The organism is Streptomyces sp. NPDC048603, assembly GCF_043199475.1.
In the GTDB taxonomy this organism is placed as follows: domain Bacteria; phylum Actinomycetota; class Actinomycetes; order Streptomycetales; family Streptomycetaceae; genus Streptomyces.
This window is the reverse complement of record NZ_JBICVY010000018.1, coordinates 127,265-140,530: the sequence shown is the minus strand read 5'-3', so window position 1 is coordinate 140,530 and position 13,266 is coordinate 127,265. Positions and strand designations below refer to the sequence as shown.

Genomic DNA, 13,266 nt, shown 5'->3' with positions numbered 1-13,266 from the left:
ACGGGGTCAGCGGCCTACGGCCGTTGGGGGTGTCCGCTTCGCTTCCACCCCCCAGCCCTCCGGCTCCGCCTCCGGGCCGAAGGGGCCCGCGAGCGGGCCCGGCCAGCAGTGGCGAGGCGGTCGGCGTAGACTCGCCCGGGCCGCGGCGGGGGCAGGTAGCGCAGAGGTCGTCGTGCCCTCCTGCTCAGAGGGAGGACGCCGGTTCGAATCCGGCCCACCCCCGCCGCGCGCTCTGGCAGCACCCCACCTGATACCCAGCCGGTCAGCGCGGGGCCGCATCGGTTGATGCATCACAGATGACTTGTGTAGCATCCCGAAAACAACCACACCCCTACCCTGGCTGACGGATGGCCAGATTTGGTGTCGCTGGAATTCCTTCCCCGGACGATTCTCTGAGGTCTACTGAATTCCGCATCCGATAAACTCCGGCTTTGCCGAGAGTACTATCTTCGTCCAAGCTGAGAATTGATCCACGCGCGCCCAACTGGAATGCGGGGCCTACGCGTTCAGTGAAACGGGAGAATGAGCGGATAAACGAACGTCTTGCCCTGGGCACCGGCCCACACCCCGTCACTCCCCTGTGCAGCCCACAGCCGGCCACCGGGCCCGTCCCGCCGCCGAGCCGGCCGAGACATCTCCAGCAGGTGCCGAGGGGACCTCGGCCGCCGAGTCCCGCTCCCCCGGCCGACACCGGCTCGGCACCGGCCCGGACGCGGCCGCGCTGACCGCACGTCACCGGATTGGACCGCCTGACTGCTTGGGGCGGCCAGGTGGTACTGCCCCCGGGAACACCGGGCCGCCGAGAAGGTGCGTGACAGAATCTCGGAGGCTAGAACCACAACTGATTATCTCCATAGTGGCAGTCCCACTGCCGCACAGGAGCACCGTTGTCCGTGCGCCAATCCGCAACTTCAATGCACTTGCCGCTGTGCGCGTTTTGAAGGATCATCGTGTACTCGGATGCCCCGCCCCAAGAAAAGTGCCACCGCTGGTTGGCGCCTCCGGTACAACCCCACTGACGGACCGGGGCACCATTGTCCCTGCGCCAATCTGCGACCTCAAGACACTTTCCACTGTGTGCGTTCCATATCCAATATCCCCCGTCCCTGGACGACGCCAACCACTTCTGATTCGCCCCTCCAGTGCAACTCCACTGACGAGCCGGGGCACCGTTGTCCTGGCGCCAGTCCGCTATCTCAAGACACATACCACCCGTGTTGTACGACATGATCCTGTCCCAGTCGCTTATGAAACTTGCTGATGCCGGCGATGCCGGAAGGAACAGCGATATCAACGCACCCGCCGCTGCCGCTCCAGCAGCACGACGAAAATACTTCACAATCCTGGTCGACATGTACGTCTCTCTTCCTCTAGGTCGTAACGCGGATTATGGCCCGCTGTGTTTCCCGCTCAGCCGACCACGCAAAAGGGCTTCATGAGGGTTCGCATGCTTGCTCGCGAACCGGCAGACCGGCATAACCCATCGAAACGGCCGCTACGAGCCGCCACCATCGATGGTGTGCCGGGCATCGGGCAGGGGTGTCGCTGCATGAATCCGTTCAGGCTGGGGCGGTGTCCCCGGAGGGGGAATGTAGTTCCACATGGCGCGCGACGGCGTGCATTGCGTGCAGGGATTCTGTCCACTGCACGCTCGGGTACGATCTATCGGTTTCGTGTCAGTACGCATCTGCACAAATACCGCCCATGGATGTCGGGGATTTCCCTGTCCTCGCCGAGGCAGACCAGCAGGCTGGCACGGACAAGGCGGCCGCCCCTGCGGCGGTCACCCTCGGCCGGAGGATCGGGAGCGGCACCCCCAGGGCCTGCGTCAGCCGGTCCGCCGCCACCCCGGCACCGACCGGGCCCCGCAGCACCGCACGCACGGCCTCGGGGTCAGCGGCCTCCACCACCGCCCGCGACCACAACCCCCGCCCGGCGTCCGCCGGCGGGACCAGGCCCGAACCGGAGGCCCACCGCCAGGCCGCAAGGGGCACCCGCAGGCGGCCCGCGGCCTGGTTCTCGTCGTACTGCTCCCGCATCGAACGCGCCATGAATCGCACTCCGATCACACATCGACAGCCCGACCAGCCAAGAGGTCTTGCCTGCAGTAACGAAGGCAACCGATCATTCGCCCATGAGACCCGAAGTGCAGGTTTTCGTCGCCGCCGGCCCGCTCCCCGACTGGGACGGGAGCGAAGAAGAGATCGACAGGCGCGTTCAGCAACTCGAAGCGATTTCGAAGCCGGTCACTGGAGAAGAAGCCCGAGCGCTCGTCTCCTGCTTCGGTCCCGACGACTGCTACGGCGTCGCCTGGACGCTCCTGCACCTCATCGAGACCGGCCCCCACCCCGTCCTGGCCACCGACCCGGGACCCGACGCCAACGAGTGGCACCAGCGGCTCTACCTCCGCGCCGTGAACGGAGGACTCATCCCCCTGAACTTGACGGCATAGCAACGTGAGGTGTCTGGTCCAGCCGCGGTACCCGGTGAGGTACCGGGTCGACATGCCTTTGACTACGATGCCCTCGACCCCCGGATGTCGGCTCGGCTGAGGCCGTGGATCGTCTGGGCTCCGCTGCCATGCGGGTGTTTCCCGACCGCCAGGACCCCGGGCCGCCGTCAAGAAGCCGACACCCACTGACCTTCAGGCCGGTCAAGATCAGGCCGTCTGGACCGCGGTGACGCTGAGGGCGTATCGGTCGGAGAGGGTGGAGGGCATGACGTCCTTGACGTCGATGGCGATGACCCCGCCGTTGCGGGCTGCGATGAGGGCGGGGAACCAGCACAGCGCGGAGGTGGTACGGGCCAGGGCCTGCTGGATGTCAGGGCCCGGATCTACGCCGACGTCCTGCGCCCGGGCCCGAAGGGGCTGTAGCCCGAAGGTCTGGGTGGCTGTGTTCACGAAACGGACAGCACGTGCTCACGGCTTGGGGAGGCGCGCAGCGAACACCTGCAATGGACCCGCGCCGTCCAGTCCATGACCGGGACGGGCAGCTGACGGCCCGCCGCCGACCGGTGGCCCGGGCCGTTCGAAGTATCACCACCAGTCCCCTTTTGAGTGCTTTCCTGGCCGGGGCAGCGGCCCCGGGGGCATCCCTGCCGTTCTGATACCGGGTACTGTCCGCAAACAGAACAGGGGTTCTTTATGCACAGGTGGAAACGACTGGCCCGGATGACCGTGGTGGCCGCTTCCGCAGCCGCGCTGGTGACGGGACTGCCGACCAGCGCCCAGGCCGCGACGGGCACGTTCGCCTACAACCGGACCGACACGGGCTTCCGGGAGGTCATGGAGAACCCGTCAGACGACGAGTGCATCCCGATGCCGGGCGGGGCCGGCGTGGTCGACAACTTCACGGACACCGTGGCCACGCTGTACCGGGACGAGGCCTGCACGATCCCGCAGGACACGCTGCCGCCCAACACCGGCGGCGCGTACGGCGGAGCGACGACTGTGCACTCCGTGTTCTTCGGCTAGCCAGTGGGGTGCGCCGTCTCGGCGGCGCACCCCCTGTGGCACCGCTCGGCCTCGTAGTGCGGGCCGGAAGTCGGGGAAGCCCTGATGCGGAACCTGTGGGACCTGCACCAAGAATCGTGCAGTCATCGAATACTGCCCCTCCGCAGTCCGGCGGCGGTGCCGAACCGGTCGAGTACGCAACGTGGGTCACCTCCGCCCAGCTGCGCCCGATGGGGCGTCGTTGTCAGTGGTGTGGTCCATGATCGGCGCGTCAGCTTTCGCAGAGGTAGGGGAGTGCCATGCCGATCACAAACCTGCAGGTAGCGGGACACGCGTTCCTGCGGTCGATGTACGACGACTCGTACTTCCCTGGTCACGTGGTCGACCAGGGGAAGGCGATCTTGCTGCGGCTGTGTGAACGCGTCGAGGCCGAGCGGCCGTCGGACCTGGAGAGTCTGTATGTGCTCACCCAGGCTGCGACGGAGGAGTTCAACCTGTTGGACAGGGAGTTCGTGGCGGCCGGAAGTGAGATTGAGACGGTGGCGCGGGAGTGGATCTGTGAGGAGTTCTGCTTCGTCGGGTCGGCGTACGGGTTCACGGATGCGGATGCGGAGGAGTTGACCGCCGGCCGGGACTGGTGAACGAGGACGAGAGGGCCACCTCCGTTCAAAGCCATTCGTTGAGAGCTGCGATCTGCACGGTCGTCTCGTAGCGATCAGCCAGCGTGTCCGCCCCCGGCCCGATGCGGCCCGCGGTACCGCACAGCGAACGCTGGCGGGCGCACCACCGGCCCGGCATGGGTGTGTGCCGGGCAGCCTCCCCAGCCGCCCGGCACACCCGGCTCCCCCACAAGCCCCGCCAGCTACCGCTCAACGGCGGCGGCCGGCGCTGTCACCCTGTTCAGCGGTGGCGGCCCCAGGACTTGGTGTCGATCGTGCGGCCGCGGTCGTTGCGCAGGGTCGCGGTGTCGGAGCGGTTGTCCCACACGTGGTCGTTGCGGTCCTGGAAGAGGTCGGTGCGGGTGTCGCGGCCGTGACCGGTGTGGATCCGGACCGTCGCCCGGCCGGCCAGGCGCACGTCCTTGAACCGGTACCGGTTGCCGTCCTCGTCCCGCAGCGTCCACCCCTTGAGGTTCACCGCGTGGCGGGTCGTGTTGGTGATCTCCACCCACTCACCGTTCACGGACCGGTTCGAACGGTCTTCCCCGCCGGGGCTGTCGGCCTGGACCCGGCTGATCTCCACCTGCGGCCGCTGGTGGTGACGGTCCCCGTCGTGGGCGGAGGCCGGCACGGCGACCGCGCCAATGACGGCACCCGCGGCCAGGACGGTGGCGGCGATACGACGAGCGGACGATGCAGCAGTCATGGTGATGCTCCCTCAAGAACAGGTCTTCACCTGCCGATACAGAGCGTGTAGCGGCTGGTGCCCGACCCCTTGCTGGGGCCGAGGACCCAAACTCTCGACCTCAGACCGCGTTGGCTGAAGTGCCCCATCAGGCCCTGACCGGATATGGACATTTCCGTCACGCTCGCCTGCACAGTGCACGCAACCCGGTTGTACGTGACCCTGACATCCGGTGACCCGTACACCCACCCGGCGTCGGGACGGCACCCACGACCGCCGCGCACCGGCGCACCACCCGGCGCACGCGCCGCAGCCCTCCACCAACCGGAGCAGTTGATTCCGTAACAAATGTCCTGCACGTTTCTTCGCACCCGGTCGTCCGCGCGATCCGAGTCCTTGAGCGCATGGTCCCGGTGGGCGAGCTGCTCTTCAGCTCCACCCATCACGACTTTGCCCGCGGCCGTCAGCGCGGTGGCGCCTTGAAGAACAGCAGTATGAACCAGCGGATCGAGGACTTCATCGCCTGAATCAACCGGGAGACCGAATCCCATGGGCTGCCGGACCAGTGCGTTCCCCAGGACCCTCACGGCGCCATCGGGCTCGGACGGTTCCGCCGGACCCTGGCATGGCACATCGCCCGCAGACCCGGCGGACTCGTCGCGCTGGCGATCCAGTACGGCCACATGCGCACCGTCCTCGACGCCCGGACGTCAAGCGGCTACGGCAGCCGTAGCCGCCGGGGCATCCACAGTGTCCTCGACGTCGAGACCGCCCTGGCGGCTGCCGACACCGCCGCGCGACTGCGAGACCGCCTCGCCGCCGGCGAGAGGATTTCCGGGCCGGCCGCCCGACGAGCCCTCACCGCCGCAATCCAGGCGCCGCGATTCGAGGGCCGCACCGTCACCCAGAAGTTCGCCAAGCAGGCCGCCGGCTACCTGGCCCGCGACGGCCTGGTCCTCTTCGACAATCCAGACGCCTCCCTGATCTGCGTCTTCAAGCGCGACAACGCGCTCTGCGAACCAGGCCCCGACGCAACCGCCCCGAATCAGTTTGACTGCCGCCCCGGCTGCCGGAACGCCGTCCGCCTTGACAGCCACGCGAACGAACTACTGAAAGAGACCGACCGCATCAACCAACTCGCGGCCCTCTCCCCTCAGCCGCTGGCCAGGCGTCTCCGCGTCGTCGCCGAGCAGTATCGCGCCACCGCCGACACTCACCACGCCACCGCTCAACCTGCCGAGGCCCTGTCATGACCGAGCAATCCACCGATGAGCGCGCGCGTATCCGCGCCGCCATCGACCGGCTCCTCACCGGCCGGCCCACAACCTCCGACGGCGCGCTGACCGTCGTCGCTCTCGCGGCCGAGGCCGGTGTTCACCGCATGGCCCTCCAGAAGCGCCATGCCGACCTGAAGCACGAGTTCTACGAGCGCGTCCGCGCCGAGACGAAGCAACTCCCCGCATCCGAAAGGCGACTCCGCAGGACCGTGTCCGATCTGAAAGAAACCGTCGCCGCACAGAAGGCCGAAATCACGGCACTCCGGCACCAAGTCACTCAGCTCGCGCTCGTGAACGCTGTCCTCACCCGTCAGGGACACAACCTGAACGAGAGCTCGGCGGAAGCACCGGACAATGTCGTCCGCCTGCACCCGAAGGAAGGATGACCGCCAGACGTCCCCACCGACCGCAGGGCCAGGACACCTCCTTACCGGGCGGCCGACGGCCGCCCGGGATGCGGTAGAGCAGTGTGCTGAACCAAGAAACGCGACTGGTCATGCCGCTACCTCGTCATACCCGGATCGCGGCAGGGGATTCCGTGTATCGCGGGCATATCGAAAATCGCATACGCCAACGCAACAGCCTTGCGTCTTCAGTTGAGGCATGAACCACAGCGCACCACTGTCAGCGCCAGATTTGCTCGACCGGGAAGTAGCGTGATCATGGACTCGGAATCGGTAAAGGGCATTGACCGGCGGCGGCTGTTCGGATGGGGCGGGCTGGCTGCCGTCGGCGTGGTGGCGGCCGGCGTGCCGCTGGTAGGCGCCGGGATCGGCCACGCCGACTCGGTCCCAACCGACGCGTCCGCGGACTACCGGATCCCGCGGGACACCCTGCCCGGCGGAGCCTACGACCGGTACGTGGCGCAGCTGGCCGCCGAGGGCAAGTTCTCCGGCGTGGTGCTGCTGTCGCACCGGGGCCGCACGGTCCTGTCTCGCAGCTACGGCATGGCCGACAAGGAGAAGGGGATCCCCAACGGCGAGGGCATCGCGTTCAGCCTCAGTTCGGCGGGAAAGCCGTTCCACGCGGTGGCCATCTTGCAGCTGGCGCAGCAGGGCAAGCTGCGGCTGTCGGACACGGTGGGCGCCCACCTGACCGGCTTCGCCAAGGACATCGCCGAGCAGGTGACCATCCACCACCTGCTGTCCGGCACCTCCAGGCTGGATTCCCCGGATGTGGACGGGCAACGTGTCTTCCAGAGCCGGGACGAGGTGCACGAGTACTACGAGCAGCGGGCCCGGCAGGCGAAACTGGTGGGCGTCCCGGGCACTCCCGACACCGTCCACGCAGAGGCGGCGGTCACCATTTCCGCGCTGATCGTGGAGGCCGTGGCCAGCACGACGTACTGGGACTACGTCCAGGAGAACATCTTCAAGCGCTGCGGCATGACCAGCTCGGCGTTCTACACCAGGCCGCAGTGGCTCACAGACCCGCACATCGCGCACCCGTACATGGAACTGGCCGACGGCAGCGTGGTGGACGCGCTCCGCAACCTGGACCAGGGCAGCCCGTCGCCGTACATGCTCGGCAAGAATCCGGGCCGCGCCTTCATCGATGGCCCCGGGGACGGCGGCTTCGCCACCGCGCCGGATCTGGTCCGGTTCGCGCAGGCGCTGACCGACGGCACGGTGCTGGACCGGCCATGGGTCGACGTGCTCTTCGGGGCCAAAATCCCCCACGGGCCGACGTCGTTCGGTGCGTACGGCCTCGCGATCGGCATCGTCAATGGCCAGTGGAAGTACCAGCGTGCCGGCGGAAACCCCGGTGTCGGCGCCAACTGGAGCATCTACCCGTACACCGGCTGGGTCGCCGTCACCCTCATCAACCGCGACTCCGGCAGCCTGGTGGACATCCTGTCGCGGCAGACGCAGGCCATCACCGGCGCTGCCCCCTCCGGCGGGGCAGGCGGCTGAGGTGGGGAAAATGAACCACAGCCCATCCCCGTCAGCACCGCCCCGCCGGATCATGCTCGCGGGCCTGGCGATCCTCGGTCTAGGCGGGCTCGCTGTTCGCCATGTGGCGGCCGCTCATGATGGCCGCTCCGGCCTGCATGGCCGGGCGGTGGCACGGCTGCTTCGATACGTTCAACGGTGTGCTGCTCATGGTGCTGGTCGGGCTGCCGTTGGCCGCTCTGGTGGTGTGGGTTCTGGCGAGCCTGCGGCGCGCCGGCGGTGTAGCGTCGGCGTGGCGGATGTCGCTGGCCGAGGTGGGCATGGTCTACGGGACGGTGCCGATGGTGTGGCTGACCCTGCAACCGGGCACGGGGGCCGGCGTCGTCCCCGGCCGGGTGAGTCTGATTCCGCTGCGGGACCTGGTCACGATGGGGCCGGTCGGGATCGGCGGCAACCTGCTGATCTTCGCGGCGCTGGGGTTCTTCGCTCCGATGCGGTTCGCGTGGCGTCCGTGCCGCGGATCCTGGTGCTCGGGGCGAGCTGCTCGGTCCTGGTCGAGACCGCACAGTACGTCCTGCGCTGGACAGGGTGTCGTCCGTGGATGACGTACTGGTCAACGCCGCCGACGCCGGGCTGTTCGGGCTGGCGTCGCGCCGCTTGTGGCGGACTACGGCGGAGGTGCCGTCGGACCAGCCTCGCCCCGCGCCGGCGCCGGCAGGGTGAGTCGCGTGTCCGGCGTGCACCCGTCGGTGCCGATTTTGTGCTGGCGCCGGTCAGTATGAGCGGGATGCTTGCACGGTGGCGCGGTAGCCCGCCATGGAATAAGCCACCTGTTGCACCAGGACTGCAAGCCTGTCGAAGGTCCCACGCCGCTGAACAGAAGAACTTGACTGGGAACACCACTCGGTTGGGTAGTTCACGAGCCCGGCTGCGGTCAGTGCGGCCCCCAGGGTGGCCTCCACCCGGATGGAACCATCCAGATGGATGTCGGCCCGGTGGTGTTCAAGCGCCCCGGAACTTAGCCTGACGGGGTCATAAAAGATCCCCGAATGCACAGATGTGTCTGGCATGGCCAAGCGAGGTAACAAGAAGCGCCCGCAAGAAGAAGGCGCACTACGGCAAGCGCCCCAGCGCAAGACCTGAAGGCCCCCGCCGAACCCGACGGGGGTCTTCGCACAGGTGTCAGCTGACGACGAGCGTCCCCTTCATCTGAGGGTGGATGGAGCAGATGAAGGCGTAGCTGCCCGGCTTCGACGGTGCGGTGAAGGAGCCGGACTTGCCGCTCTCGATCGTGCCGGTGTCGAAGGCTTGGCCTTCGGTGGCGGTCAGGGTGTGCGGGGCCGAGTCGTCGTTCACCACGGTGACTTTGGCGCCGGCGGGTACCTTGACCTCCGCGGGGACGAACTTGAAGTCCTTGATGTGGACCTCGACGCTCTCGACCGTCACGGCCGAGGTGCCCGCGGATGGGGACAAGGGTGCGGCGCTGCTACCGGTGGCGCCGACGATGGCGACCAAGGCACAGGCGGCGCCGACCGCTGCTGCCCGGGTGCGGTGACAAATGTGGCGGGAACGGGTGAGCGACATGGCCACCCCTCTCACGGATCGGTGATGGTCTCGGCCGGCCCTGACGGTCCGCCTGCCGTGGGCGAGGCGGTTGAGGCGGTTCACACACCTCAGGACGCAATGCAACGCGCCGGCGTGCGGCACTTCCCAGCACCGGAACCCACCCCCGGCCCGGCAAACGCGCCAGGGCCGAAGGGCGGCCCTCGCCCTACGAACTGGAGCAGAGCACCAGGGCACCGATGAAGCCGCCGACGGACCTGCCATGACGGTCGCCTCAGCCGCAGCCAGTACCACTGCCCTGCAGGGCAGGGAACGGAAGATCCCGCTCAGAGCCGAGCCCCTTCCTCCACTATCCCAGTCCGCCGCTCAGGGGGCATGCCGAAGGCTCCCCGCTCATGCGCAGCGTCAACACCGACCGGGTCACCGATGAGAAACCGCTCCCCGCCCGGGAGCGGCACGCCGCGACCGGCTTGCACCCGCCACTGAACAGCGCCGACGGCGCCGCCCGCACCTTCCACCCCATCGTGCAGGGGAGGTCGGCGCACCCATCCACCGCGTCCTCCTGAAGGGACTACCAGCAGGTCCCGTGGTGATCCCCCGGCATCCGCAGCGGATCCCGGGTCGGACACCCAGGCCGTCGGAGCCGACTCGGCTTCGGCCCGACCGGCGTCACCGATCGAGGGCAAGGCTCGCCGCAGTCGCGACGTGCCCCTCCGCTGCTGCGGCGAGGGGGAACTCCGTCCAGACGGTCTTGCCGTCCCGGGTGTAACGGGTGCCCCATCGTTCGGTGAGCTGGGCCACCAGGAAGAGACCGCGCCCACCCTCATCGGTGATGCGCGCCCGTCGTAGGTGCGGGGCGGTGCTGCTGCTGTCGGAGACCTCGCAGATCAGGCTGCGGTCTCGGATGAGTCGCAGGGTCAGCGGCGTGCCGCCGCCGTACCGGTAGGCGTTGGTGACCAGTTCACTGACGACCAGTTCGGCGGTGAAGGCCAGGTCCTCCAGGCCCCACGCGGTCAGTGTGGCCTCCGTCAGGTGCCGTGCCCGGGCGGCGGCGGTCGGCTCCGCGGGCAGTTCCCAGGAGACGACTTGCTCCGGCGCCAGCACACGGGTGCGGGCGAGGAGCAGTGCCACGTCATCCGGTGGGTGATCCGGCAGCAGGGCGTCCTGCACTGCCGTGCAGGTCTCCGCCAGCGGGCTGCCGGGCCGGGACAGGACTTCTCTCAGCCGCTCCAATCCCTCGTCGAGGTCGAGGCCACGGGCCTCGACCAAGCCGTCCGTGTACAGCGCCAGCAGACTTCCCTCAGCGAGTTCCAATTCGGCGGACTCGAAGGGGAGTCCACCCAGGCCCAGCGGCGGCCCTTCGGGAAGGTCGGGCAGGCTCGCCGTGCCGTCGGCGGTCACCACGGCGGGGGGAAGGTGGCCCGCCCGGGCCAGAGTGCAGCGCCGGGAGGTTGGATCGTAGACCGCGTACAGGCATGTCGCGCCGACGATCTGTCGGCCCCGCGAGCGTCCGTTGGCAGGCTCCTGCTCAGCTGCCAGGCGGTTGACCAAGTCGTCCAGGTGGGAGAGGACCTCGTCCGGAGCGTAGTCGAGGTCGGCCAAGGTGTGCACGGCTGTGCGCAGGCGGCCCATGGTGGCTGCGGCGTGCAGCCCATGACCGACGACATCGCCGACAACGAGGGCGACGCGTGCTCCGGAAAGCGGGATGACGTCGAACCAGTCGCCGCCGACGCCGGTGGCGGGATCGGCTGGCAGATAGAGGTGCGCGACCTCGACCGCGCTGTATTCGGGCAACTCCTGCGGTAGCAGGCTGCGCTGCAAGGTCAACGCGGCCTGATGCTGCTGGGTGTAGCGGCGGGCGTTGTCGATGCACACGGCGGCCCGTGCGGCGAATTCCTCTGCGAGCGTGAGGTCGTCCTCCTCGAACGGCTCGGGCCGCCTGGCCCGCCACAGGCTGAGCAGGCCGAGGAGCAGGCCGCGGGCCGTCAGCGGTACGACGATCAGTGAGTGAGCGTCCAGGTCGAGGGCGCGCTGTGTGCGCTCCGGGTCCTGGAAGTACCAGCCGAGGCTGCTCCGGAGCGCCGGTTCGAGGATGGGCCGCTGCTCGGCCAGGCACCTGGCCTGCGGGGTACGAGGGTCAAAGTGAAAGACCTCTCCGGCGGGGTACATCACCCTCAGCGCCTCCGCTACGACCGAGTGGACGGCCATCCTGCGGACCGGTCCGCTCGCGTCCTCGGCGGTCTCGTCGCCCCGGGCGACCGACTCCAGCAGATCCACCGAGACGGCGTCCGCGAGGTCGGGGACGGCGACGTCGGCCAGTTCCCGGGTGGTCTGGCCGAGATCCAGTGTGGTCCCGATGCGGGCGCTGGCCCGGTTGAGCAGGGCGAGCCGCCGCCGGGCCCGGTAGCGGTCGGTGACGTCTTCCACCAGTTGGGTGACTCCGAGTATCCCGCCGGAAGGGTGCTCCATCCGAAACGCCGACACCGACACCACCCGCTCGTGGTCGGGGTCACTCCTCAGGCGGCAGGGCTGTTCGGTGAAGATCAGGGGGGCGCCCGTCTCCAGCACTCGTCGCAGCCGGGATTCGATGGTCTTCACGTCCGGACCTATGAGGAAGTCGCCGATGCGTCGGCTCCGGATCTCCGCCACGGAAAGTTGCGTGAACCGGGCCAGCGCCCGGTTGATCCGCAGGATGCTCAGATCGGGAGCGTGGACGGACAGACCGATCGGAGAGCGCCGGAACAGGCCGTCCAGGACCGACCGGTCCGTCTCCCACTGGAGCATCTCCTCCGCCGGGGCAGCGACGAGGAACCACTCGCGGGCCGAGCCTGCGCGGATGACGGCGCGGGCCCGGAAGCCCAGCTCCACCCGTCGCCCGCTGCGGTGCAGGACGGGCAGGACGCCGGACCAGCCCCGGTCGCGCTCGCACGCGGCCGCTGCGGCCCGGACCGTCGCATGGTCACGAGGGTCGAACAAGAATTCCAAGGCCGTGCGGCCCAGCACCTCATCGGGCAGGTAGCCGAGGTACTCCCGGGCGCGCTCGCTCCAGCCGATGACCCTGCCGTGGTCGTCCAGAACCGCCGAGGCGGAGTTGTGCGGCGCGAACGGATCCTCGGGCGCCTCACGCGAGCCCGGCGCCATTGCGTCCATCGCTGCCACCCTTCGACCTGCCGAACGGACCGCACAGCGGGCATTGCGGCGGCGACTACCCAGTGTGATCGGGGACCAGGGGTCGAGCCGTCGGCATACCTTCAGTATCGCCGCACCGCCGTACGTCGGCAGAAGGTCGTCCGGCATGCACCCGAGTTCGGGCCCGACCCGCCCAGGACCGGTGAGCCGGGTACCGCGCGACGGTGGGAGTTGCGGGGCGGGGATCGGGCGTCGGCGTAGCCCTAGACGAGTAATTCCGAAGTGCTCGGGTCAGTGGTCGTAGGCGATCAGTGAGCGGGTGGTGGGTGTTCCCGTCTGCCGGTTGTGCCAGATGGCCGCGGTGAGAGTGAGGATGCGTTGGCCGACGCGGGCCAGGACTCCGGCTGGGGTCCTGGCGCCGTGGCGTTCGAGGTCGAGCTGACCCTTGAGGGTGTCGTTGACCGACTCGATCAGCTGCCGGATCGGCTTGAGCAGCTGCTCGCCCGGCCGGGGCTTGCGGTTGCGGTAGCTGGGCCGCAGACGGACCAGGCCGTGCCCGGCCATGAAGGTGTCGAGGTGTTTGGAAACGCAGCCTTTGCTTGTTCTT

General features: G+C 68.5%; 12 protein-coding genes, 1 tRNA gene and 2 pseudogenes. 9 read left to right on the top strand and 6 right to left on the bottom strand.

Annotated features, from left to right (window positions below):
• The first annotated feature begins 147 nt into the window (after window positions 1-147).
• Window positions 148-223, top strand: a tRNA-Ser gene (locus tag ACGFQ9_RS34370).
• Window positions 224-829: 606 nt separating this feature from the next.
• Here the strand turns inward: ACGFQ9_RS34370 and ACGFQ9_RS34365 are convergent.
• A complete protein-coding gene (locus tag ACGFQ9_RS34365; protein ID WP_393579410.1) occupies window positions 830-1,207 on the bottom strand; it encodes an RICIN domain-containing protein in 378 nt (125 codons plus the stop codon).
• 927 nt (window positions 1,208-2,134) lie between these two features.
• On the opposite strand from ACGFQ9_RS34365, the gene ACGFQ9_RS34360 reads away from it, so the two are divergent.
• Window positions 2,135-2,452 (top strand): hypothetical protein, encoded by a 318-nt coding sequence (locus ACGFQ9_RS34360; RefSeq protein WP_393579404.1) that lies wholly within the window; start codon window positions 2,135-2,137, stop codon window positions 2,450-2,452.
• A 207-nt stretch (window positions 2,453-2,659) separates the two neighbouring features.
• On the opposite strand, the gene ACGFQ9_RS34355 is transcribed toward ACGFQ9_RS34360, so the two are convergent.
• Window positions 2,660-2,902, bottom strand: a complete 243-nt coding sequence (locus ACGFQ9_RS34355; protein ID WP_393579403.1) for a hypothetical protein — start codon at window positions 2,900-2,902, stop codon at window positions 2,660-2,662.
• 243 nt (window positions 2,903-3,145) lie between these two features.
• Between ACGFQ9_RS34355 and ACGFQ9_RS34350 the strand changes: the two genes are divergently transcribed.
• Window positions 3,146-3,475, top strand: a complete 330-nt coding sequence (locus ACGFQ9_RS34350; protein ID WP_393579402.1) for a hypothetical protein — start codon at window positions 3,146-3,148, stop codon at window positions 3,473-3,475.
• 278 nt (window positions 3,476-3,753) lie between these two features.
• Window positions 3,754-4,095, top strand: coding sequence for a DUF5713 family protein (locus ACGFQ9_RS34345; RefSeq protein ID WP_393579400.1), 342 nt, complete (start codon window positions 3,754-3,756; stop codon window positions 4,093-4,095).
• 259 nt (window positions 4,096-4,354) lie between these two features.
• Here the strand turns inward: ACGFQ9_RS34345 and ACGFQ9_RS34340 are convergent, their stop codons facing one another.
• On the bottom strand, window positions 4,355-4,819 hold the full coding sequence (locus ACGFQ9_RS34340) for a lamin tail domain-containing protein (protein ID WP_393579399.1): 465 nt from the start codon (window positions 4,817-4,819) through the stop codon (window positions 4,355-4,357).
• 662 nt (window positions 4,820-5,481) lie between these two features.
• On the opposite strand from ACGFQ9_RS34340, the gene ACGFQ9_RS34335 reads away from it, so the two are divergent.
• The 4 genes and pseudogenes from ACGFQ9_RS34335 to ACGFQ9_RS34320 all read left to right on the top strand — a co-directional run bounded on the left by ACGFQ9_RS34335 (window position 5,482) and on the right by ACGFQ9_RS34320 (window position 8,690).
• Window positions 5,482-6,051, top strand: a complete 570-nt coding sequence (locus ACGFQ9_RS34335; protein WP_393579397.1) for a hypothetical protein — start codon at window positions 5,482-5,484, stop codon at window positions 6,049-6,051.
• Window positions 6,048-6,461, top strand: a complete 414-nt coding sequence (locus ACGFQ9_RS34330; protein ID WP_393579396.1) for a hypothetical protein — start codon at window positions 6,048-6,050, stop codon at window positions 6,459-6,461. The genes ACGFQ9_RS34335 and ACGFQ9_RS34330 overlap by 4 nt, the downstream gene beginning before the upstream one ends.
• 276 nt (window positions 6,462-6,737) lie before the next feature.
• Entirely contained in the window at window positions 6,738-7,988 is a 1,251-nt protein-coding gene (locus tag ACGFQ9_RS34325) for a serine hydrolase domain-containing protein (RefSeq protein ID WP_393579395.1), read from the top strand.
• Window positions 7,989-7,998: 10 nt separating this feature from the next.
• A pseudogene (locus ACGFQ9_RS34320) lies at window positions 7,999-8,690 on the top strand (VanZ family protein).
• A gap of 459 nt (window positions 8,691-9,149) precedes the next feature.
• On the opposite strand, the gene ACGFQ9_RS34315 reads toward ACGFQ9_RS34320, so the two are convergent.
• A complete protein-coding gene (locus ACGFQ9_RS34315) occupies window positions 9,150-9,551 on the bottom strand; it encodes a cupredoxin family copper-binding protein (RefSeq protein ID WP_393579394.1) in 402 nt (133 codons plus the stop codon).
• A 374-nt stretch (window positions 9,552-9,925) separates the two neighbouring features.
• Between ACGFQ9_RS34315 and ACGFQ9_RS34310 the strand changes: the two genes are divergently transcribed.
• Window positions 9,926-10,096, top strand: a complete 171-nt coding sequence (locus ACGFQ9_RS34310) for a hypothetical protein (RefSeq protein ID WP_393579393.1) — start codon at window positions 9,926-9,928, stop codon at window positions 10,094-10,096.
• A 103-nt stretch (window positions 10,097-10,199) separates the two neighbouring features.
• On the opposite strand, the gene ACGFQ9_RS34305 is transcribed toward ACGFQ9_RS34310, so the two are convergent.
• Together ACGFQ9_RS34305 and ACGFQ9_RS34300 are read right to left on the bottom strand one after the other, a co-directional pair.
• Window positions 10,200-12,680: a SpoIIE family protein phosphatase gene (locus ACGFQ9_RS34305; protein WP_393579391.1), complete on the bottom strand. Its 2,481-nt coding sequence runs from the start codon at window positions 12,678-12,680 to the stop codon at window positions 10,200-10,202.
• Window positions 12,681-12,950: 270 nt separating this feature from the next.
• A pseudogene (locus ACGFQ9_RS34300) lies at window positions 12,951-13,256 on the bottom strand (IS982 family transposase); the annotation flags it as partial.
• Between the last annotated feature and the right edge of the window lie 10 nt (window positions 13,257-13,266).

Bases quoted from the DNA above. Each gene is read 5' to 3' on its own strand.
- ACGFQ9_RS34365 (WP_393579410.1), bottom strand. From the start codon at position 1,207: ATGTGTCTTGAGATAGCGGACTGGCGCCAGGACAACGGTGCCCCGGCT.
- ACGFQ9_RS34360 (WP_393579404.1), top strand. From the start codon at position 2,135: ATGAGACCCGAAGTGCAGGTTTTCGTCGCCGCCGGCCCGCTCCCCGAC.
- ACGFQ9_RS34350 (WP_393579402.1), top strand. From the start codon at position 3,146: ATGCACAGGTGGAAACGACTGGCCCGGATGACCGTGGTGGCCGCTTCC.
- ACGFQ9_RS34345 (WP_393579400.1), top strand. From the start codon at position 3,754: ATGCCGATCACAAACCTGCAGGTAGCGGGACACGCGTTCCTGCGGTCG.
- ACGFQ9_RS34340 (WP_393579399.1), bottom strand. From the start codon at position 4,819: ATGACTGCTGCATCGTCCGCTCGTCGTATCGCCGCCACCGTCCTGGCC.
- ACGFQ9_RS34335 (WP_393579397.1), top strand. From the start codon at position 5,482: ATGCGCACCGTCCTCGACGCCCGGACGTCAAGCGGCTACGGCAGCCGT.
- ACGFQ9_RS34330 (WP_393579396.1), top strand. From the start codon at position 6,048: ATGACCGAGCAATCCACCGATGAGCGCGCGCGTATCCGCGCCGCCATC.
- ACGFQ9_RS34325 (WP_393579395.1), top strand. From the start codon at position 6,738: ATGGACTCGGAATCGGTAAAGGGCATTGACCGGCGGCGGCTGTTCGGA.
- ACGFQ9_RS34315 (WP_393579394.1), bottom strand. From the start codon at position 9,551: ATGTCGCTCACCCGTTCCCGCCACATTTGTCACCGCACCCGGGCAGCA.
- ACGFQ9_RS34310 (WP_393579393.1), top strand. From the start codon at position 9,926: ATGCGCAGCGTCAACACCGACCGGGTCACCGATGAGAAACCGCTCCCC.
- ACGFQ9_RS34305 (WP_393579391.1), bottom strand. From the start codon at position 12,680: ATGGACGCAATGGCGCCGGGCTCGCGTGAGGCGCCCGAGGATCCGTTC.